Below are 20,042 nucleotides of genomic sequence, written 5' to 3'. Positions count from 1 at the left end.
TTGTTTTGCCTAAAGCTGAAAACATAGTAAAATGAAGAATGGCAAACAAAGGGGGTAGGAGATGTATCAGTTTAAGCATAAACGTATACTCATCATCGGTTCCAGCGGGGCAGGTAAATCTACCTTATCGAAACGATTGTCTAAGAAATGGGATTTGCCTCTATTCCATCTAGACGCACTTTTTTGGAACGAAGGATGGGTACCTACACCAAAGCCAGAGTTTAAAGAAAAAATCCAAACAGTTCTAGAACAGGATGCGTGGATTATGGATGGTAATTTTGATTCAACGCTAGAACTACGTGCATCCTATGCAGATTTAATCATATTTTTGGATTTCTCACGAGTATTATGCACGTACAGAGTTTTTAAAAGGGCATGGATCTTTCGAGGCAAAACACGTCCAGATATGGCACCGGGCTGTAAGGAAAAAATCGATGTGGAGTTTGCAAAATGGGTTTGGCGTTTTCCACAGAATGTACGCCCACATACACTTAACATATTAAGAAACGTAAAAAATACAGATATATGCGTTTTGCAAAATCCTAAAGAAGTAGAAGGATTTCTAATGACCGCACCAATTATAAAAAATATCGAACATCATAGGAGTATAACAACATGACTAACAAACAACTAACAGCACAACAGGTTATCGATCTAATTCAACAGAATGCAGATATTATTCTTCCACTTACAAATGGAGAACCGCATAAACTGTTAGATATTTTAGAGGATCAAGCACATCAATTAAATAATGTGAAAATACATCAATTACTTGCTCTCCAATCACGAGAGTATATGAATGGTGCCTTTCCTGGAAAGCTACATCATGTCTCTTACTTTTTAAGTGGAGCAACAAGAAAACAGTTCCACCAAGGATTAGTAGACTTAGTACCAAATCATTTTCATGAGATGCCTCGTATTTTAAAAAGTGCTACAAATCTTTCGATGGTGATGGCTGTAGCTTCGCCAATGGACGAGTTTGGTTACTTTTCCCTAGGGACACAGGCAGATATCGTGAGTGAGTTTATCGGTACGGTTCCGTTTATATTAGAAGTGAACCAACATATGCCTCGAACTTTTGGTCAAAACCAAATCCATATTAGCCAAATCGCAGGATTTGTTGAAAATGATCGTCCTCTATTCGAGGATGTGTCAGTCGCTATTGGTGAAAAGGATATGAAAATTGCCGAGTATGTAACGGATACGATAAAAAATGGAGATACATTGCAAATAGGTATAGGGTCTATTCCAAATGCAGTAGTGAGTTTACTAAAAAGTCATCGTCATTTGGGTATTCATACAGAAATGTTCGTCGATGGAATCGTGGATTTAGTACAAGCAGGGGCAATTGATGGAACACAAAAGTTTACGAATAAAGGTAAGATTATTGCTACTTTTGCACATGGATCAAAGAAAATGTATGACTTCCTTGACAACAATCCTTCTGTACAGTTTTTACCTGTGAGCATTGTGAATGATCCACGGGAAATTGCTAAGGAAGAACGTATTGTTTCGATTAATGCGACGACAGAGGTCGATTTATTTGGACAATGTGCATCCGAAACGGTTGCTGGAAAGTATTATTCGTCTACAGGTGGGCAAGCCGATTTCGCTCGAGGAGTTCGTTTTGCAAAAGAAGGAAAAGGCTTTGTTTGTATGACTTCAACAGCTAAAAATGACGAAATCTCTCGTATAAAACTAAGTCTTACTCCAGGCTCTGTTGTCACTACTTCTAAAAACGATGTCGATATGATTGTAACGGAATATGGAGTAGCTAAAATGTTTGGGAAACCAATTTCAGAACGTGCCAAACAGCTTATTTCCATTGCACATCCGAAATTTAGAGAAGAGCTAACATTTGAAGCAAAAAAAATGGGGTTTATCTAATATGAAGCCGATTGATGGTCGTTTTTTTCATCAGCCAACCTTAGAACTTGCGCGCAATTTATTAGGAAATTATATCGTCCATGAACATCCTAGCGGGTTACTCATTGGTAAAATCGTTGAAACCGAGGCTTATATGGGACCTGAAGACCAAGCAGCTCATAGCTTTGGAAATAGGAGAACGAAACGGACAGAGGTAATGTTCGGTGAGCCAGGTTTAATCTACACTTATCAAATGCATACCCATACGCTCATCAATGTTGTTTCAGCCCCAGAGGACGTTCCCAATGCGATATTAATACGTGCTGTGGAGCCAGTAGAGGGCTTAGAACTGATGAAGGAATTCCGTAACGATCTTCCGATGAAACAGTGGACGAATGGACCAGGAAAACTAACAAAAGCTATGGGTATATCGATGGAACACTATGGTTCACATTGGACGGATAAGCCTTTGTACATGGCAGAAGGCGAGCAACCAACTTCTATTTCGACTGGACCAAGAATAGGCATTGAAAATAGTGGAGAAGCTGTCCATTATCCATATAGATTTTGGGAGACAGATAATGCATTCGTATCGAAAATGAGATAAACAGAGGTTGTCCACTTAAGGACAACCTCTGTTTTTAAATCTGTTTCCCCATATAATATTCATCTACAAATTGGTCATGAATAATTAAAGCATTTTTTCGTGTACCCTCTAACTCAAAGCCGAGCTTCTTATACAGCTTTTGCGCATTTATATTTTCTTTGATAACAGTAAGCTCTAGCTTAGAAATTCCTGATCCCTTTGCCCATTTTTCTCCTTGCAGCATGAGTGAAGAGGCGATTCCCTTCTTAGAGAAAGCTTGCTTAACACCAATAACGACTGAAGCCCGATGAACTGCTCGTGGAGCCGGACCTCCTATAAATTGTACATAGCCAGCATATTGGCCGTTCATAATAGCTAAAAGTAAAATCGAGTTAGGTGAAGTTTTCCACGTATTCATGCTTTTGCGGATACTTTGAACGGTCAATTGTCTATCCGATTTCCCGAATAACATAAAATCAGTTTCTGCAAAAATCGCTTCCTGTAAGTTTATAAAGGGACGTGCATCTTCTAAATCTGCCTCTCGAATAATAAGGATGTCTTTATTGTCATTATTATCCGACTGTCGTTCGTCTGTGTCATGTAAAACACTATGAAAATGAATGGCCTTTCCAAGTTCCACACTTTTTACGGAATAACCAGAATCTGTCCATGCAAAATAATGGAGTGCCGGTGGCTTCGTCTTTTTCCACCAGCTACTACTCAAATAGGCGGCATTTGGAAGAACATGCCCAATGATTGCTTCAATTTCTGTGTATGTTAATGTAATTTCTTTAGTAGTTGATTGTTTAAAAAAGTGAGCCAATGGAATGTATTTACTTTCGGAATTCTTAGTCATTCGGCGATTTCACTCATTTCTAGTTAAAGTATGTATAATATCCTAATTATAACATTATTGTTGAAAAGTGAATACATCCGAATATTTATTTCTAAGCTAAAAAGGTACTGCTGAACTAAGTTTAGTTGGAATTTTGAATGGCTTAGTTGGAAAAACAAGAGGGATAATTGGAAGAATATAAAATTACTCAGTAAGCAAGTAGTCAGCTACTTTGTAAAAGATGTGAAAAAATAAATGAGGTACTGGAGTAAAACCCTTTCAAGCTTCGCTATATTAGTTTTCCGTTACGACGGATGCTTTCCGCGGGCACGGTTCAAACCTGTGGTCTCAAATTCTGCTCGCTAGCAGTCGTCTTCACTTACATAAAAAAACGTGAAATCAGTTGTCCGATTTCACGTTTTAAGATATAAAATCATTTTTCGAGCTTCTTTATTCTCGAAATTGATTAGGCAGCCAAATTAATAATATTAAGCATTTGCTAACTCTAATTGCATTGCTGGTCCAAAGAATTCATAGTGAATATTTTCGTTTGGAACTCCTAGTTCCAATAAATAGTTGATCATCGCTTCCATAAATCCAACTGGTCCACAAACGTACACATCACCGTTTGCAATAGCGTATTCCTTAAGAACGTCTTTCGTGATAAAACCATCGCCACTTTCAGAGTAAAGTGTTACATATTTTGCATCATCCATGTTTTCCATCAAAGAGCGAATATCTTTGTCGAATGGATGTAAGTTTTCATTACGGGCACTATAGATAAAGGATACAGGGCGACTAGGATTATTTTTCGCAACTGTTTCAAACATACTCATCATTGGTGTGATACCAACCCCACCACTTACGAAAGTAACAGGTGTAGTTTTGGCAGGATCTAAAACGAAATCTCCAGCTGGAGCAGTAAGCTCTACTTTGTCTCCAACATTCACATTATTGTGAAGGTGAACAGAAACTTTACCTTCTGGATTATTTTCATCTTCTTTTTTCACTGAAATACGGAATGATTCGTTATCAGCAGCTTTTGATAAGCTATATTGTCTGTTCATCAAGTATTTTTCGCCAGGGATACTTACGCGAATCGTAATAAATTGACCTGGCTCATAAGTTGGTAACATTGATCCATCAACAGGTTTCAAGTAGAAAGAAGTAATGTTATCGCTTTCTTGTACTTTGTCAGCAACAACAAAATCCTTAAAGAATCTCCAACCGCCTTGTTTAGATTCAGTAGCCACATACATTTCTTCTTCAATGCCGATAAATGCATCTGCGATTACTCCGTATGCCTCAGCCCAAGCGTTGATGATATCATCTGTTGCTGCATCATCTAATACTTCTTTGATAGCTCCAAGTAAGTGTTCTCCAACGATTGGATAATGCTCGGCTTTGATGCCTAGGCTCACATGTTTTTGACCAATTTGTTTTACTACTGGGATAATGGCTGCAAGATTATCAATATGAACAGCAGCAGCGTATACTGTGTTCGCTAAAGCAGTTTGTTGACGTCCTTTTGCTTGGTTTGCGTGATTGAATATATTTAATAGTTCTGGATGAGCTTCGAACATATTTTTGTAAAAAGCTGTAGTAATAGCTACACCATGTACTTCTAAAACTGGTGCTGTAGATTTTACGATATCTATTGTTTTTTGAGATAACATTTATACACACGTCCTTTTCTATTGATTACAACCACAATATACTCCTCATAATATTTAAAAGCAATATATGAAATACATCTTTAATAATTCAGACACATTTATACCACAATCTTGTCAAAATCGTTATAATTATATGTAAGAATGGCGGTGGCAATATGAGAATGACTATGTATACAGATTTCTCACTTCGCGTGTTAATATACCTTGGTGCAAAGGAAAAAGATAAACTTTCCACAATACAAGCTATATCCGACGCATATGGTATATCAAAAAACCATTTGATGAAAGTGACACATGAACTTGGGAAATTAGGTTATATAGATACAGTAAGAGGAAGAGGTGGCGGCATCCGTTTAGCAATGGAGCCAGAAGCTATTAACATAGGACAAGTAGTTCGACATACCGAAGACGATTTTCATCTTGTAGAATGCTTTGATTGTCAAACGAATAGCTGTGCAATTACATCAGTTTGTGGATTACGAGCAGCACTTCGCTTAGCTTTGAATGCTTATCTACAAGTATTAGACGGATATACTCTGGCGGATTTTCTACATCAAAAGCATAAATTAGCAGATTTACTTTTCATTGACGCACAAGATGTATGATAAAATATAGTCGGAAATAGATTTTTAGGAGGATTATTCATGGAAAAAGTACTCGTTTTTGGACATAAAAACCCTGATACAGACACAATTACATCTGCAATCGTATATGCATACCTAAAAAATCAGATTGGTGTGGAAGCAGAAGCGGTTCGTTTAGGTGATTTAAATAACGAAACAAAATTTGCATTAGAAAAATTCGGTTTTGAGGCACCAAGATTGATCGAGAGCGTATCAACAGAAGCGAATAAAGTTATTTTAGTTGATCATAACGAAAAACAACAAAGCGCAGATGGTATTGAAGAGGTTCAAGTAACAGAAGTAATCGATCATCACCGTATTGCAAATTTTGAAACAGCTGACCCACTTTACTACCGCGCAGAGCCAGTAGGTTGTACTGCAACTATTATCAACAAAATCTATAAAGAAAAAGGCGTAGAAGTACCTGCAAATATTGCTGGATTAATGCTCTCTGCTATCGTATCAGATACATTATTATTCAAATCACCTACTTGCACAGAGGAAGACATCGTAGCTGCAAAAGAGCTAGAGAAAATTGCAGGAGTCAATGTAGAAGAGTACGGTCTGGCAATGCTAAAAGCAGGAGCAGATTTAAGCGATAAGAGCTTAGAGGACCTACTTACGCTAGATGCAAAAGAATTTGCTATGGGCGAGTCCAAAGTTGTTATCGCACAAGTAAACGCTGTAGATGTGAATGATGTGATGAATCGCCAAGAAGAACTTGAGGAATTGATCACTCATGAGATCCAAGAAAAAGAATTGGATCTGTTCTTCTTTGTCGTAACAGATATCCTGAACAACGACTCAGTAGCATTAGCACTAGGAAAATTAGCATTAAAAGCCGAAGCTGCATTCGATGTGAAGTTCGAAAACAATACAGCTCTACTAAAAGGCGTAGTGTCACGTAAAAAACAAGTAGTACCAGCATTAACAGAAGCATTAGCTGAATAAGACATAGAAAAAACGGTGCAACTTGCATCGTTTTTTTTTTTTTTTTGAAAGGTAAGAGTCAGTGAACACTGGGTTTAAGGGATTTGTAACTATGTAACTTTCCTTATATAGTAGACGCTATTGTTGATTGTAGCGCAAGTCGGCGACTCCTGTGGAAACAGCACGAGGGAGAGACTATAGGCTCGAGCCGTGCCCACGGAAAGCGTCCGACCGAAGCGAAAATCAGTGGCATTACTACGATTTTCTTTAGATCTAGAATTAGTTACTTAATTAAGATGTCGATTTACTTGAGTAACCGAACTTTTATTCCCTATATACAAGCAATAATTTTGAGTTTGAGATTTATTCCTATTACAATATAGCAGAGGTGATGATGGAGATGAAAATTGAAATTTGGTCAGATTTCGTTTGTCCTTTTTGTTATATTGGGAAAAGACGATTAGAAGAGGCTTTAGAGAAAACAGGTTTCGCTTCTCAAGCTCAAGTAGAATTTAAAAGCTTTGAATTAGATCCACATTCACCAAAGCAATCGGATAAAACCATGTATGAAGTGCTTGCAGAAAAATATGGTTCTACTGTGGAAGCAGCGAAAACGATGACAGCTGGGGTAGTAGAACAAGCTAAAACAGTTGGTCTCGAATATAATTTTGATGCTATGAAACCAGCTAACACTTTAGATGCACATCGATTAGTGAAATGGGCATCTGCACAAGGTAAAGCAAAAGAGGCTAATGAGTTATTGCTGCATGCTTACTTTATCGAAGGAAAAGATATTGGAAATAATGAGGTATTGCTTGACCTGATTGAATCTCTAGATTTGTCACGTGAAGAAGCACAAAAGGTGCTTGACTCGAAAGAATACTTAGCAGATGTGCGTATAGACATTGCGAAGGCAGGACAAATCGGCGTTCGCGGAGTACCTTTCTTTGTTATAAACGATAAGTATGCTATTTCAGGTGCTCAACCAACAGACACATTTGTAGGTGCGTTACAAAAAGTAGCTGAAGAAGAAGGATTACAAGGTTAAAAGTTAAAGTGAAATCTTACATAAAAACGTGCAGCTCTATCCGAGGCTGCACGTTTTTATTTTATCAAGACCTTGTTAAAGTAAAAAATGATTTTGTGGATATTTTAGTTAAATAGAAATTTTGGAAACCTATTAGTATTGAAGAAAAATCGAAACATCTCGAATGATGATAACGTCTTAGGATAAAATGGTAAATTAGTATTGAATTCAAAGGTGAATCTTTTCTGGAGAGGATTTATAAAATGAGTAAGATAATAACAATTTCAATAATGGTTTTTACAGTCACCATTTTGTTTGTCATCATTGTGTTGTATCAAGGATTAAACCCCACTTTAAGTAATATTCAAGTAGTTGAGGAAAATGAAGGAGGCATTTATTTTTCACCAGATGGTGAGAAAAGGATAACTGTCTATTTTAACGGAGGACTACTATTCTCTAACGACGTAACATATGTTGGGGTGCTTGAAGATTCTACCTCGGATTTAAAAAAGAATATTTTTCTTGTGGCTCCAGATGTTAAAGAAGTTCGATGGTTAAATAATGAAATGATTGTTGTTAATGGACAGGAAATTTCTATTGACGATACTTATGACATTAGGAATGAATAAAATATTGAAATATAGAGTTCTTGTTTAACTTACAAGTTGCTCTAATTAATTTTACTTTACCATCATTCGATGGCTTTTTTTATGTCCAAAACATACAGTAGATTCCCGTTATGATGTGCATTAAAATTTTTTTTGAAGTAATTCACCGCTAGAAAAGAATGAAGCTTGAACAGAAATATGTCTAGAAAAACTAAAAAACGGGTAAAGAAGTAGTTAGATGAAGCAACAGGAGGTAATTTTTTATGAAGAATCATGTTATTGGCGTATACGAAAATGAACAACAAGCTGCGGAAGTTGTTAAAGATTTGAAAGAGAAAGGTTATACAACTGGAGAAATTTCAGTTATTGCCAAAAATACAAAAGAACTATCCGAAATTACACAGGAAGTAAAACCCTCCACTAAGGATGGGGCAATTGCAGGAGCTCTAACTGGAGGAGCAATTGGAATAGCTGGCGTACTAGCAGGGTTATCCACTATATTGATTCCAGGATTTGGCGCTGTGTTGGCTGCAGGTCCTATTCTTACAACGATCGGAGGAGCAGTAGTAGGAGCAAGCACTGGTGCTGGTGGACTAAAGCATGCTCTTATGGAAATTGGAATACCGGTTGATGAGGCTGAACGCTATTCTAATGACGTCCAGGATGGTAAAATCCTAGTATTTCTTCATCCCGAAAGAGTGAGTACGGATTGAATGGTCTGCTGTTTACATATATATCACATAGTCATTATAGTTAAAGTCGCATAATCACTTGATGTAATATTACTTACAATATAGATAAATAATGTCCTGGTTAAAACTTTGTGTTTATGAAAAAAACCCTTGCCGGAATACAAGGGTTTTAAACGCGTTCTAATTATTAGCCTTTTCAAGAGCCAGTTTAACACCAAAACCTATTAGTATAGTCCCTGTTATTCCTTCGATAAACGTTTGGGTACTAGGTTTTTTCATAAAGAAGTGCTGTGCTTATTTTCTTTCAAATGAATGGAATCTCGTGCCCTGGAAAGTCAATAAACCTAAATCATCCTCTGCTAGCATTCCATATTCAGTTCCACTAAGTTGTAACTCCAATCGGTCACCACTATCAAACTGAAAAGTAACATAGTAGGAAGTCGAAGCCCTGCTATCACCGGCACCGCCACTTGTATTAGTTCGTTTAGTCACTACCTGAGCGGGTACGGATAACTTAGGGGAATTATTGTTTTTATTCCATTGCTTTAACCCACTAATAATTGCGAAGATAATAAACCCAAATACTATGATAAACACAGCGCTAATAAAAATAGGTGCAGCCCCTACAAAAAAGAACCCAAAACTATCCATGTTCATACTCCTCACTAAAACTGTTTTTCTGTTATACGCAAAATATTGAATAAAGTTTCATCAATAGATAGACACTGTATAAAAAGGAGGAAATACATTGTCCGATCAAATTTTACCAAAAGAAGCTAAATCCTACTGGAGAGCAACAAATGACCTACCGCAATTCCCTAAAATAAATGATAATCTCGAAACAGATATTGTCATTATCGGTGCTGGACTTACTGGAATTACCGCAGCGTATTTACTAAGTAATAGTGGTCGCAAGGTGATAGTCGTGGAAGGTAGTAGAATACTGGAAGGAACTACTGGATTTACAACAGCTAAAGTGACAGCCCAGCATGGTCCCATCTATCAGCAACTAATTACTACCTTTGGAATAGAGGACGCTCGATTATACTATGATGCAAATACGGAAGCGAAAAATTTTATCAAACAAACAATCGAACAATTAGGTATACACTGCGACTACGAAACAATGCCTGCCTATATTTACGCAGATACCGAAGTTGGTGTAGAAACAGTTGAAAAGGAAATGGAGGCCTATAACAAGCTTTTCATAGAAGGAGCAACCCTAACAAAGGATACGGGGCTCCCCTTTACAGTGAAGCAGGCACTGAAGCTAGAAGGCCAAGGACAATTCCATCCGGTAAAATACGCTAAGGCCTTAATGGATAAAGCAATCGAAAATGGTGTGCAATTTTTTGAAGAGTCTCGTGCAAAGACGATTAAGTCAAACACCGTAGAATTAATGGAAGGTCAGCAAATTCGGGCAAATAAAATACTAGTATGCAGTCATTTCCCATTTAATGATGGAGATGGAATATACTTTGCGAGGATGCATTCAGAGCGTTCCTACGCTTTGGCTTCCATTGCTCCGTCTAATTATCCAAAAGGGATGTATATAAACGTAGAAAAGCCAACGAGATCGGTACGAACGGCACTTGGACAGGATGGGAAAAGGTATTTGCTGCTCGGAGGAGAAGGTCATGTAACAGGTCGTTTTGAAGGAGATACAATGGAAAACGTTGAAAACCTAGCGGCTTTTGGGCGGGAGCAGTTTAAAGTGAAAAATTATGATTATCGCTGGTCTGCTCAGGATTTAGTCACGTTAGATCAGCTACCATATGTAGGTACGATGACAACAGGAATGAAGGATGTATTAGTAGCTACAGGATATGCTAAATGGGGTATGACAAATAGTACGGTTGCGGCGAAAATAATGGCCAATCTTGTACTAGACAAGGAAAATCGTTATATAGATTTGTATAATCCAACCCGCTCTAAAATGAAAAAAGAAGATATCACAAGTTTCGCAAAAACAAATGCAAGTGTGGCAAAAGAGCTTATTAAAGGAAAAACAGAGCTACTTGACTTGAAATTAGAGGACTTAAAAAATGGTAGTGGTGATCTAATAATGCTAGATGGCAAAAAGGTTGGAGCTTATAAGGATGACCAAGGAAAAGTATATTTAGTAAAACCAGCGTGCACTCATATGGGCTGTAATGTGTCCTTTAATAATGCAGAAAGGTCTTGGGATTGTCCATGTCATGGTTCAAGATTTAATTTTCAAGGAGATGTACTAGAGGGGCCAGCATTTGAACCATTAGAAAAAGTAGAATATGTCGATGAGAGTAGCTGACATATTCGCAACAAATTAAATAAGTTTTATCAAAGAGGAGTTGCCTAATGATTATTGGGCAACTCCTTTACTATTGTTTTTAATCGATATATCGGTTAAAGTTGTCGATATAGAGTGAGGAGCTGGTTTACATGAAAAGACGCAGAGGATTTGTGCAAATGGCCATCTTGCATTTATTGGATGAGGCTCCGATGCATGGATATCAAATCATGAAAGAATTAGAAATTAGGTCAGGGGGACATTATTCTGCCAGTGCGGGAACGGTATATCCTGCTCTCCAAGAGTTACTGGAAAAGGAAATGATTGGTCTTGAGCCTTCGTCCGATAAAAAAACTTATTTCATTGAAGCAAAAGGAAATAGTCGATTAGTGGAATTTGCTAATCGAAAAGAAGGTGAGTTTTGGAGTAACTGGGAGGATCGGTGGAGCTGGCAAAACTCTGAAGAGGCCATTCGGTTAAATGAGACAATCGATTTGTGGGAGCTTGAATTGAGAAAAGCGATAAAGCAAACTCGTAGCATTCCTGAAAATTCCCCGAGGCTTATTGCGTTTATAAAAGAAATAACAGAACGATTACAGCAAGAGAACTATTAGGGAGTGGAATTCGATGAAATCTTTTATAAAATTACTTCCTTATGTTAAACCATATATGCTTTTTGCTCTTTTAGCACCTATCTTGATGTGCATTGAAGTGGTGATGGATTTACTCTCGCCAACGATAATGCAACACATTATAGATGACGGTATAGCCAATGACGATACAGCTTATGTCGTGAAGCTTGGTGTTCTAATGCTGGTTACTGCAGTCATTGGGCTAATAGGTGGGGTAGGGTGTACGATATACAGCACTAGAGCAGCTGTAAATTTTGCAGCGGATATTCGAAGAGATGTATTCAAAATGACAGAGCGTTTTTCTAGTAATAATATGGACAATATTCGCGTCGGAAAGTTAATAACGATTGTGACAAGTGACATTACTGCTGTACAACAAGCTCTAATGATGACCTTGCGTGTTTTTGTCAGAGGACCGCTTTTGTTTATAGGAGCAGTTGCGATTGTCTGGTTTACAGCTAGAGAGCTGTTTCCTGTGTTGTTGGTCGTTATTCCTATCTTGATGGTTTTAATCTACTTTTTCTCATATAAGACAGGTAAATTATTTGCGAGAGTCCAAAAAGCTATGGACAAAGTGAATACGAAGCTGCAAGAAACATTCGCAGGCATTCGTGTAATTAAAGCATTTAATAGGCAAGCTTATGAAATAAATGCATTTAAACGTGTGAATGAAGCGTTAACGAAACGTAATATTTCAGCAGAACAAGTAATTCTTACACTTATGCCTGCAATGCTATTTGTAGTTAACATTGGAGTAATTATTGGAATGTGGATGGGCGCTATTAAAGTTAATGAGGGAACACTACAGGTAGGTGTTATTTTAGCATTCATCAACTATTTAACAATTATTATGAATGGGTTAGTATCTAGTAGTCATGTATTGATGCAAATTACGAGGTCGTTTACTTCCGCTGGTCGAATTCAACAAGTTTTAGAAACGAAAATTGATATAACGGACCCTGTAATACCTATATCGGACAATGATATCAAGGGAGAAATAGAGTATAAATCAGTCAACTTTAGCTATAGTAAAAATGGAGAATATGTATTAAAGGATATTTCCTTTCGTGTGAACAGTGGAGAAACAATTGGAATAATAGGACCTACAGGAAGTGGGAAGTCAACACTTATCAAACTCCTTCCTCGATTATACGACCCAGATTCGGGTGAGGTATTGATCGATGGAATAAATATAAAAGAGTTTTCTATTGAGAAGTTACGAGGGTTAATTGGGTTTGTACCGCAGAATGCAAAGCTATTTGCAGGATCAATCGAGGAGAATATACGCTTCGGAAAAGAAGAGGCGACTTTAGAAGACATGGAGAAAGCAGCTAATTCAGCAACTGCAAGTGAGTTTATAGACAAATTAGATGGTCGGTTTACGCATGAGCTAATGCAGGGTGCTACAAATCTATCTGGAGGACAAAAGCAGCGATTATCGATGACTCGTGCATTTATTCGTCAGCCGAAAATATTAGTTTTAGATGATTCGACTTCTGCGATAGATGCGATATCTGAAGTTCAGGTACAGCAAGCACTTGAACAGAATCTAGCCGATACAACTGTATTCATCGTATCATCCAAGGTATCTTCCATTATAAATGCAGATCGTATTCTAGTACTGGAAGATGGAATGATTGTAGCAAGTGGTAAACATGAAGAGTTGCTTAAAACGAGTGAAGTTTACCGAAGTATTTATGCAACACAAAGTGGAAGGGGGGTCCTTTCCTATGAGTAAAATATCAGCTCAACCAGCTTCAAATGCAATAGGTCGTGCAAGAGGACCAAGAGGTTTTGGTGGACCAGTAGAGAAGGCAAAAGATAAAAAAGGAACGATAAAACGAATCTGGAGATACATGGAAAAACAAAAAATTGCTATTGTAGTATCGATTATATTAGTAATAATTTCTACTCTACTAAACTTGTTAGTTCCTTATATGATTGGTGTCACCATTGATGAGTATATTATTCCTAAGGACATGGACGGAACACTTCGTTTCTTAGTTATACTGGCAATTGTGTACACAGCAGCTGCTGCGTTTACTTGGCTACAGAACTTTTTAATGGTAAGAGTGTCCTTGAAAACAATTAGGTCATTACGCCAAGAATTATATGAAAAGTTTCAAACATTATCTTTACGCTTTTTCGATAAACGTACGCATGGAGATCTTATGAGTCGCGTGACGAATGATATTGAAAGCTTGAATAACGCATTAAGTCAAAGTGTGATTCAAATTATTTCTACTATTATGATGGTGACAGGTGTAACGATAGCGATGCTTATACTTAACTGGGTGCTAGCAATCGTGTCGCTGTTAGTAGTGCCATTGGTTATTTTTACTACGAAAAAGATTATTACATATAGTAGTAGCAATTTTATCAAAAGACAACGTGATTTAGGCGAGCTAAATGGGTTTATAGAGGAAACCATTTCAGGAAATGAAGTAATAAGCCTTTTTGGACAGGAAGAAAAGAATTTCAACAAGTTCTCGATTGTCAATGAACGACTTCGAAGGTCAGCAACTGCTGCTGATACTGTATCGGGATTTCTTGGACCTATCAACAACTTTATCAACAATTTAGGTCTAGCACTAATCATTGGGATAGGGGCAGTGATGACGGTACATGAATTGGCAACTGTCGGGATAATTGCCGCATTTGTTAACTATTCAAGACAATTTTTCCGACCTATTAATCAACTTTCCACATTATTGAATACTTTTCAGTCTGCTATTGCTGGAGCGGAGAGAGTATTTGAAATTATGGATGAAACGCCCGATCTTCACGATCACGAGAAAGCTCATGCAATAGATAACTTAAAAGGAGACGTTGAGTTTTCCAATGTTGATTTCTCCTATGAGAATGGGAAACCAGTTTTGAAGAATATTAGCTTTGAAGCTAGAGCAGGAGAAAAGATTGCTTTAGTAGGTCCAACAGGATCAGGGAAAACGACCATTATCAATTTGCTTATGCGTTTTTATGAGATAGACTCTGGAAGCATTAAAATTGATGGGAGATCTATTAAGGATTATCAAATAAGTAGGCTTCGAGAAAAAATTGGTATTGTGTTGCAGGATACATTTCTATTTTCAGGCTCCATATTAGAAAATATTCGTTACGGTAGACTAGAGGCAACTGACGAGGAGGTAATGGAGGCTTCGAAGCTTGCTTCTGCTCATCGGTTTATCAAGCATTTACCTGATAAGTATGACACTCAGATTACGGGCAATGGATCAAATTTAAGTCAAGGACAACGTCAATTGTTAGCTATAGCTCGTGCCGTTTTAGCAGATTCGGATATATTGATCTTAGATGAAGCAACTTCCAGTATTGATACGAAGACAGAGATCGATATACAGCAAGGGCTCAATAGACTTTCAGAAGGACGCACTAGTTTTGTTATAGCGCATCGCTTAAAAACGATTGAAAATGCAGATAAAATAATAGTCATCCATCAAGGTGAACTAATAGAAGCTGGGACACATAAAGAGCTCCTCAAGAAAAAAGGTTTTTATTATGAATTATATGAAAGTCAGTTTAATATTTGAGGGAACATTTTATTGTAGCACCTATGAAAGTAAGAATAAAAATATTCGTTTAAATGCATAATTGGCACGTTACATTCACACATAAAATATATAGTATTCTATGTGCTCACATAATAGAGTTATAAGTAAGAGGTGAGCAAAATGTATAAAATTTTTTCTGTCAAATTATTGTTCGAACACATTTCTTTATCCGATATTATGGCCAACAAAATATACGAAGAAACCATTAATATCATACGTGCTGTAAAATTGGAGGATGTCGATCCTCTTGTTAAAGCTCATTATAAAGACGTCACGTATAAAAACATCTTTGGAGAAGACACGACGATAAGGCTAGTTATGATTCTAGATGTTTTTGAACTAGTGGATAATATTGAAGAGTCCTTAGAGTTTGTAGAAGTATATAGCCAGCATATTATTGTCGACGAAGAAGTGTCCGTAGAATAGTGGTTTCTCCTATAAAAACGAGTCCATCTTTTAAAGAGGACTCGTTTTTAGCAATTTATTCAGATTAAATCACCAATATCTGTGATTTTTGGTTTGTCATCCTCTGCCAAATGACCCGAACTAAAGACTGGAAGTGCGAATAGAACCAAACACAGTAGGACCCCAAATACAGCTTTTTTCACGACAATTCCTCCCAACTAGATACTTTTGATCGCTTCAAATGAAACTGAAAACCTAAATCATAGTAAATTGACGCTTGCTTATATTGTTTCGTTTCAGCTAATCGCTTAGCTAATACGTGACAATAAATCATACAGTGCTTATAATCCTGCTTACTTTCAAAATAATCTAAAGCTTTCTTGAAAGTGGGGATAAGCTCTTGTTTCCCAAGTAATATTGCTCCATATATGGAGAAGTGGTTTGTATATAAATCCTTTTTGTTTGCGGAAAGATGTTCGGAAATTTCATGCCCTTTTTGCAGCCATACTAAAGCATTCTGCAGATCACCATTTTTGTGATGCTCTTTTAAAATGGATAAAATGGTTACCACTTGATCATCAGCGCTATGCTTTGCTTCCAAACTGTATAAAAAGTGTTGCAGGGCTTGTGGAGAATCTTTTTGTAACGAGTAGCAGGAGCCTAAATTATGTTCAATCATGCCATTGAACTCCTTAGACTCTATTTTTAAGTTAATTTGATTTGCTCTTTCAAAAGTAGCAAGTGCTTCCTTTAACGCACCGGAATTTTTTTGAGCAATACCTAGAATTATTAAACACTCAATTGAGCGTTCGATTAATATTTCTTGATTGAAATAGGAAATGGCTTCTTTTACATAATCAATCGCGAGCATGTAACGGGATTCGGATAATAGTGATAACCCCGATATGTAATATAATTCTGCCATCTCCCAGTCGTCCATGCGATAACCTTTAATTAACTGGAAAACTTCTTTAAAAAAATGAGAGGCTTGGCTAAATAGATTATCCTGATAGGCCGAAATACCTTGAATAGTGTAGAGATAAAATAGCTGTTCAATCGTCATTTCTTTTTTGAAATCTTCTAAGATAGCAATGCTCCTTTGTATCTCTAATACTTCAGGTAACATAAGCATCAAACGAGCTTCCCATAAAAGCAATGTTAGTCGTTCTTCTCCCAGTGGATGCTCTTCATTATAGAGCTGAATATCAAGTAGAAGCTTTTTAGCTAGCTTTTTATCTCGAGAATTTAGAACTTGCTTTAACTGTAATTTAAACTTAACAATCATATTTTGATTATGATTGATATTAGACGAGTCCACTGGAATATTCAATCTCGCAAGAATATGATGCCTTATCTCTTCACTTGGAATAACTAAGCCATTTTCAATTCTACTTAAGTAAGAGGGAACGCATATTCCAGAAGCTAAAGCCTCTTGTTTAATATTTTGTCTCTGCCGCTCTAACTTGATCACTTGACCTAGGTTCATCTAATCTCCCCCAACTCCTAACCCAATAAATAGGAAAACAAATCCAATTATATAAATAACATACCATATTCTATTGAGAAAAACAGAGAAAGCTTACATTAAGAAAGTAGTTGTAAAAAACCACTTAAAATTACTCGATTTCACTAATTGCTTTCACAGGGTTCTGTAGAGTTTAGGTTTCAGAATAGTTTTAATAAGATATAGTTTGCGCTTCATTTGCCGATCGCTTTTGTAAATCTAAAACTAAAGGATCTGTCGATTCTAAAAGACTAGCCTGCTTCGATTGAAGGTCTAAACGCATTTTTTCTGTTTCGACTAAAAAATTGTTGTATCGAAGTTTTTCAAGTTCGATTTCGTCCTTTACAATTTGAGCTCGTATTTTTTGAGATTTTCGTAAATGATTTGTCCAAATTGCCGAAAGTGGTATGGAAAAAGTCAAAATAATAGCAACAAAACCGAGGCCTAACCCTAATAAATCTTCCATTTATATCCCTCCAAATCTTCTTCTATAGTATATACGATTTATAGGGAAAATAGTTTCAAAAGTCAGAAAACAAAATAGGTAGATTTGTCTGTTCAAGATATCTATGTATGAATCAAAAAAAGCTATCCATAAGGATAGCTTTTTGTAATTTCTTCATTTATTGAGCTGGGTTTAATTCAAGTTCAACGTTAATTTTAATATCTTCTCCAACAAGAACTCCACCAGTTTCTAATGCTTGGTTCCAAGTTAAGCCAAATTCTTTACGGTTAACTTTAGTATCAGCAGAGAATGCTACAACTTCTTGGCCCCATGGATTAGTACCTTTACCACCATATTCAACGTCAAATGTTACTGGTTTTGTAACGTCTTTAATTGTAAGGTCACCAGTTACGTCATATTCACCGTCTGCTTTTTTCTTAATATCTGTAGCAACAAATTTGATGCTTGGGTAAGTTTCGATATCAAAGAAATCTGCAGAACGTAGGTGGTTATCACGATCTTCATTGTTTGTGTTAATTGACTTTACGTCAATGTCAAAGCTGATTGTAGCGCCTGTTAAATCTTCTGTATTACCTTCTAAATCAGCAGTGAAATTAGTGAAAGATCCTTTTACTTTTGAAACCATCATGTGTTTTACAGAAAAGTCGATCATAGAATGTGCTGCGTCAAGATTAAATTTTGTCATTGTGTAATTCCTCCTAATGGATTGTTTTTTTTAGTATATAACAACATTATTTCGAAATCAAGAGTTTTTGTTTCGAAATAATTTAATAAAACCATATATTACTTTACCTGTTATCTTAAAATATAAACATAACAGGTTACTTTATGTAACTAAATATAGTTTAATATATTGGTTACGTCAAGTAATTTAATTACTTTTATTTTACAAAAGAAGTAAAAAAGATTATAATAGGAAGTGATAGAGGTGAATCAGATGAAAGAAACGTTATTATGTCCGCGTTTGTCAAAGGCAATGGAGTTGCTCGGAAAAAGATGGACTGCCCTAATCGTTTACCAGCTAATCGGTGGTGCAAAACGATTTAATGAAATTGAATCGTCACTTCCTATAAGTGGTCGTTTGTTATCAGAGCGTTTAAAAGAGCTTGAAAAAGAGGGAATAGTAGAAAGAACTGTCTTTTCCGAAGTGCCTATACGGGTAGAGTATAACCTGACGGACAAAGGTCTTGCGCTAAAAGAAGTAGTTAGTGAAATCGAGACTTGGTCTAAAGAATGGTTATAGTATTGTTACTTGATATATTCAGAGTAAAAATGCATACTATGTAAGGGTAACAGGTTAAAGCAGAAAGGATTGTCTCTCTTTGAATAAACAAAAATGGTTTCAAAATTTAACGGAAAAACTAAATCCAGCGAATATTAAAATAGATGAAGCATTGAATTTGCATACAGTAACTAAAATGGGTGGGAAGGCGGATCTATTTGTCACACCTTCTACTCAGGACGAGGCAGCCTTTGTTGTCCAATATGCATGGGAGCATAAAATACCGTTGTTATTACTAGGGAACGGGTCAAATATGGTTGTTCGTGATGGTGGCGTACGAGGAATTGTACTCCGATTAGAGAACTTGAACAAAATCATCATTGATGGTAACCGTGTGATTGCTGAAAGTGGTGCCGACATTATTGATGTGTCAAAGGCCGCTGCCCAGGAATCCCTCACAGGTTTAGAGTTTGCCTGTGGTATTCCCGGATCTATTGGTGGAGCAATGGCGATGAATGCAGGAGCATATGGCGGAGAAATCCAAGACGTCATTGTGCAGTGCACCGTGTTAACTCCAGCTGGAGAAAAACTTGTTCTTTCGAAGGAGCAATTAGAGCTAGGATATCGAAAAAGTATTATTACAAAAAAAGGCTATTATGTGTTATCGACGGAGTTTTTATTGGAAAAAGGAAACCAAGAAGAGATTGATGCAAAAATTGCAGATCTTACTTACCAAAGAGAGTCGAAGCAACCATTAGAATACCCTTCTGCAGGTAGTGTATTCAAACGACCACCAGGATATTTTGCTGGAAAGCTCATCCAAGATAGTGGCTTGCAGGGGAAAGGCTTTGGTGGTGCAGAGGTTTCTACGAAGCATGCCGGCTTTATCGTCAATAAAAATAATGCAACTGCAACCGATTATATTAGTACTATTGAAATGGTGAAAGCAGCAGTAAAAGAAAACTTCGGGGTCGAGCTAGAGCTAGAAGTGAAAATTGTTGGCGAAAATATAGATTAATACAAGACCAGACTCATGAATATACTTATTCATGGGTCTTTTTTTATTGTTTAGTAAATTATAAAGTCTTTTGGCATATGGATAACTTTCTACAAGTGAACCTCCATCCAGACT

Annotated in this window: 22 protein-coding genes and 1 pseudogene; 15 read left to right on the top strand and 8 right to left on the bottom strand. The window is 36.8% G+C overall.

What is annotated here, in order from left to right:
* Window positions 1-61 precede the first annotated feature (61 nt).
* The 3 genes from BLR36_RS10045 to BLR36_RS10035 are packed head-to-tail and all read left to right on the top strand — an operon-like array spanning window position 62 to window position 2,473.
* Window positions 62-619 (top strand): DNA topology modulation protein, encoded by a 558-nt coding sequence (locus BLR36_RS10045; RefSeq protein WP_093061611.1) that lies wholly within the window; start codon window positions 62-64, stop codon window positions 617-619.
* Window positions 616-1,887, top strand: coding sequence for an acetyl-CoA hydrolase/transferase family protein (locus tag BLR36_RS10040; RefSeq protein ID WP_093061610.1), 1,272 nt, complete (start codon window positions 616-618; stop codon window positions 1,885-1,887). Before BLR36_RS10045 ends, BLR36_RS10040 begins: the two co-directional genes overlap by 4 nt.
* Window position 1,888: 1 nt before the next feature.
* Entirely contained in the window at window positions 1,889-2,473 is a 585-nt protein-coding gene (locus BLR36_RS10035) for a DNA-3-methyladenine glycosylase (RefSeq protein ID WP_093061810.1), read from the top strand.
* Window positions 2,474-2,507: 34 nt separating this feature from the next.
* Here the strand turns inward: BLR36_RS10035 and BLR36_RS10030 are convergent, their stop codons facing one another.
* Window positions 2,508-3,308, bottom strand: coding sequence for a GNAT family N-acetyltransferase (locus BLR36_RS10030; protein ID WP_093061609.1), 801 nt, complete (start codon window positions 3,306-3,308; stop codon window positions 2,508-2,510).
* Between the two features lie 467 nt (window positions 3,309-3,775).
* Window positions 3,776-4,963 (bottom strand): NO-inducible flavohemoprotein, encoded by a 1,188-nt coding sequence (hmpA, locus tag BLR36_RS10025; RefSeq protein WP_093061608.1) that lies wholly within the window; start codon window positions 4,961-4,963, stop codon window positions 3,776-3,778.
* Window positions 4,964-5,118: 155 nt separating this feature from the next.
* Here hmpA and BLR36_RS10020 point away from each other — a divergent pair, with 155 nt between their 5' ends.
* The 5 genes from BLR36_RS10020 to BLR36_RS10000 all read left to right on the top strand — a co-directional run bounded on the left by BLR36_RS10020 (window position 5,119) and on the right by BLR36_RS10000 (window position 8,864).
* Window positions 5,119-5,568, top strand: a complete 450-nt coding sequence (locus BLR36_RS10020) for an RrF2 family transcriptional regulator (protein ID WP_093061607.1) — start codon at window positions 5,119-5,121, stop codon at window positions 5,566-5,568.
* A 39-nt stretch (window positions 5,569-5,607) separates the two neighbouring features.
* Window positions 5,608-6,537: a manganese-dependent inorganic pyrophosphatase gene (locus tag BLR36_RS10015; protein ID WP_093061606.1), complete on the top strand. Its 930-nt coding sequence runs from the start codon at window positions 5,608-5,610 to the stop codon at window positions 6,535-6,537.
* Window positions 6,538-6,916: 379 nt separating this feature from the next.
* Entirely contained in the window at window positions 6,917-7,564 is a 648-nt protein-coding gene (locus BLR36_RS10010; RefSeq protein ID WP_093061605.1) for a DsbA family oxidoreductase, read from the top strand.
* A gap of 242 nt (window positions 7,565-7,806) precedes the next feature.
* Entirely contained in the window at window positions 7,807-8,172 is a 366-nt protein-coding gene (locus BLR36_RS10005; protein ID WP_093061604.1) for a DUF5412 family protein, read from the top strand.
* 242 nt (window positions 8,173-8,414) lie between these two features.
* Entirely contained in the window at window positions 8,415-8,864 is a 450-nt protein-coding gene (locus BLR36_RS10000; protein ID WP_093061603.1) for a YflT domain-containing protein, read from the top strand.
* A 159-nt stretch (window positions 8,865-9,023) separates the two neighbouring features.
* Here BLR36_RS10000 and BLR36_RS09995 read toward each other — a convergent pair.
* Both BLR36_RS09995 and BLR36_RS09990 read right to left on the bottom strand, forming a co-directional pair.
* Window positions 9,024-9,125 (bottom strand): annotated as a pseudogene (locus BLR36_RS09995) (LysE family translocator); the annotation flags it as partial.
* Window positions 9,126-9,137: 12 nt separating this feature from the next.
* Window positions 9,138-9,494 (bottom strand): DUF2500 domain-containing protein, encoded by a 357-nt coding sequence (locus BLR36_RS09990; RefSeq protein WP_217631737.1) that lies wholly within the window; start codon window positions 9,492-9,494, stop codon window positions 9,138-9,140.
* A 97-nt stretch (window positions 9,495-9,591) separates the two neighbouring features.
* Here BLR36_RS09990 and BLR36_RS09985 point away from each other — a divergent pair, with 97 nt between their 5' ends.
* The 5 genes from BLR36_RS09985 (at window position 9,592) to BLR36_RS09965 (ending at window position 15,739) form a co-directional block, all read left to right on the top strand.
* A complete protein-coding gene (locus tag BLR36_RS09985) occupies window positions 9,592-11,133 on the top strand; it encodes an FAD-dependent oxidoreductase (protein WP_093061601.1) in 1,542 nt (513 codons plus the stop codon).
* 131 nt (window positions 11,134-11,264) lie between these two features.
* The gene (locus BLR36_RS09980) at window positions 11,265-11,726 is read left to right on the top strand and encodes a PadR family transcriptional regulator (RefSeq protein ID WP_093061600.1); all 462 of its coding nucleotides are present in this window, start codon (window positions 11,265-11,267) and stop codon (window positions 11,724-11,726) included.
* Between the two features lie 13 nt (window positions 11,727-11,739).
* Complete coding sequence (locus BLR36_RS09975) at window positions 11,740-13,482, top strand: ABC transporter ATP-binding protein (protein ID WP_093061599.1); 1,743 nt, start codon at window positions 11,740-11,742, stop codon at window positions 13,480-13,482.
* Window positions 13,483-13,600: 118 nt separating this feature from the next.
* Window positions 13,601-15,292, top strand: a complete 1,692-nt coding sequence (locus BLR36_RS09970) for an ABC transporter ATP-binding protein (RefSeq protein WP_254771380.1) — start codon at window positions 13,601-13,603, stop codon at window positions 15,290-15,292.
* A gap of 141 nt (window positions 15,293-15,433) precedes the next feature.
* Window positions 15,434-15,739 (top strand): DUF4288 domain-containing protein, encoded by a 306-nt coding sequence (locus BLR36_RS09965; RefSeq protein WP_093061597.1) that lies wholly within the window; start codon window positions 15,434-15,436, stop codon window positions 15,737-15,739.
* Between the two features lie 59 nt (window positions 15,740-15,798).
* Here the strand turns inward: BLR36_RS09965 and BLR36_RS19150 are convergent, their stop codons facing one another.
* From BLR36_RS19150 to BLR36_RS09950, 4 genes are all read right to left on the bottom strand, one after another.
* The gene (locus BLR36_RS19150; RefSeq protein WP_256371027.1) at window positions 15,799-15,921 is read right to left on the bottom strand and encodes a hypothetical protein; all 123 of its coding nucleotides are present in this window, start codon (window positions 15,919-15,921) and stop codon (window positions 15,799-15,801) included.
* A complete protein-coding gene (locus BLR36_RS09960) occupies window positions 15,918-17,204 on the bottom strand; it encodes a helix-turn-helix domain-containing protein (protein WP_093061596.1) in 1,287 nt (428 codons plus the stop codon). Before BLR36_RS09960 ends, BLR36_RS19150 begins: the two co-directional genes overlap by 4 nt.
* Window positions 17,205-17,394: 190 nt before the next feature.
* The gene (locus tag BLR36_RS09955) at window positions 17,395-17,688 is read right to left on the bottom strand and encodes a hypothetical protein (protein WP_093061595.1); all 294 of its coding nucleotides are present in this window, start codon (window positions 17,686-17,688) and stop codon (window positions 17,395-17,397) included.
* Window positions 17,689-17,845: 157 nt separating this feature from the next.
* Window positions 17,846-18,373: a YceI family protein gene (locus tag BLR36_RS09950; RefSeq protein WP_093061594.1), complete on the bottom strand. Its 528-nt coding sequence runs from the start codon at window positions 18,371-18,373 to the stop codon at window positions 17,846-17,848.
* Window positions 18,374-18,625: 252 nt separating this feature from the next.
* Between BLR36_RS09950 and BLR36_RS09945 the strand changes: the two genes are divergently transcribed.
* Together BLR36_RS09945 and murB are read left to right on the top strand one after the other, a co-directional pair.
* Window positions 18,626-18,931: a winged helix-turn-helix transcriptional regulator gene (locus BLR36_RS09945; protein WP_093061593.1), complete on the top strand. Its 306-nt coding sequence runs from the start codon at window positions 18,626-18,628 to the stop codon at window positions 18,929-18,931.
* 79 nt (window positions 18,932-19,010) lie between these two features.
* Window positions 19,011-19,928 carry a UDP-N-acetylmuramate dehydrogenase gene (murB, locus tag BLR36_RS09940; RefSeq protein WP_093061592.1) on the top strand — a complete coding sequence of 306 codons (918 nt, stop codon included), beginning with the start codon at window positions 19,011-19,013 and terminating at the stop codon, window positions 19,926-19,928.
* Window positions 19,929-20,042 lie beyond the last annotated feature (114 nt).

Source organism: Psychrobacillus sp. OK028 (assembly GCF_900103605.1).
In the GTDB taxonomy this organism is placed as follows: Bacteria; Bacillota; Bacilli; order Bacillales_A; family Planococcaceae; genus Psychrobacillus.
Note: the sequence above shows the minus strand (reverse complement) of the source record. Positions and strands in the feature narration are given on the sequence as shown.

Coding starts and splice junctions, on each gene's coding strand:
- BLR36_RS09945 (WP_093061593.1), top strand. CDS start 18,626: ATGAAAGAAACGTTATTATGTCCGCGTTTGTCAAAGGCAATGGAGTTG.
- BLR36_RS09970 (WP_254771380.1), top strand. CDS start 13,601: ATGGAAAAACAAAAAATTGCTATTGTAGTATCGATTATATTAGTAATA.
- BLR36_RS09975 (WP_093061599.1), top strand. CDS start 11,740: ATGAAATCTTTTATAAAATTACTTCCTTATGTTAAACCATATATGCTT.
- BLR36_RS09950 (WP_093061594.1), bottom strand. CDS start 18,373: ATGACAAAATTTAATCTTGACGCAGCACATTCTATGATCGACTTTTCT.
- BLR36_RS09965 (WP_093061597.1), top strand. CDS start 15,434: ATGTATAAAATTTTTTCTGTCAAATTATTGTTCGAACACATTTCTTTA.
- BLR36_RS09990 (WP_217631737.1), bottom strand. CDS start 9,494: ATGGATAGTTTTGGGTTCTTTTTTGTAGGGGCTGCACCTATTTTTATT.
- BLR36_RS10045 (WP_093061611.1), top strand. CDS start 62: ATGTATCAGTTTAAGCATAAACGTATACTCATCATCGGTTCCAGCGGG.
- BLR36_RS10035 (WP_093061810.1), top strand. CDS start 1,889: ATGAAGCCGATTGATGGTCGTTTTTTTCATCAGCCAACCTTAGAACTT.
- BLR36_RS10010 (WP_093061605.1), top strand. CDS start 6,917: ATGAAAATTGAAATTTGGTCAGATTTCGTTTGTCCTTTTTGTTATATT.
- hmpA (WP_093061608.1), bottom strand. CDS start 4,963: ATGTTATCTCAAAAAACAATAGATATCGTAAAATCTACAGCACCAGTT.
- BLR36_RS09960 (WP_093061596.1), bottom strand. CDS start 17,204: ATGAACCTAGGTCAAGTGATCAAGTTAGAGCGGCAGAGACAAAATATT.
- BLR36_RS09955 (WP_093061595.1), bottom strand. CDS start 17,688: ATGGAAGATTTATTAGGGTTAGGCCTCGGTTTTGTTGCTATTATTTTG.
- BLR36_RS10030 (WP_093061609.1), bottom strand. CDS start 3,308: ATGACTAAGAATTCCGAAAGTAAATACATTCCATTGGCTCACTTTTTT.
- BLR36_RS10020 (WP_093061607.1), top strand. CDS start 5,119: ATGAGAATGACTATGTATACAGATTTCTCACTTCGCGTGTTAATATAC.
- BLR36_RS10040 (WP_093061610.1), top strand. CDS start 616: ATGACTAACAAACAACTAACAGCACAACAGGTTATCGATCTAATTCAA.
- BLR36_RS10005 (WP_093061604.1), top strand. CDS start 7,807: ATGAGTAAGATAATAACAATTTCAATAATGGTTTTTACAGTCACCATT.
- BLR36_RS10000 (WP_093061603.1), top strand. CDS start 8,415: ATGAAGAATCATGTTATTGGCGTATACGAAAATGAACAACAAGCTGCG.
- BLR36_RS10015 (WP_093061606.1), top strand. CDS start 5,608: ATGGAAAAAGTACTCGTTTTTGGACATAAAAACCCTGATACAGACACA.
- BLR36_RS09980 (WP_093061600.1), top strand. CDS start 11,265: ATGAAAAGACGCAGAGGATTTGTGCAAATGGCCATCTTGCATTTATTG.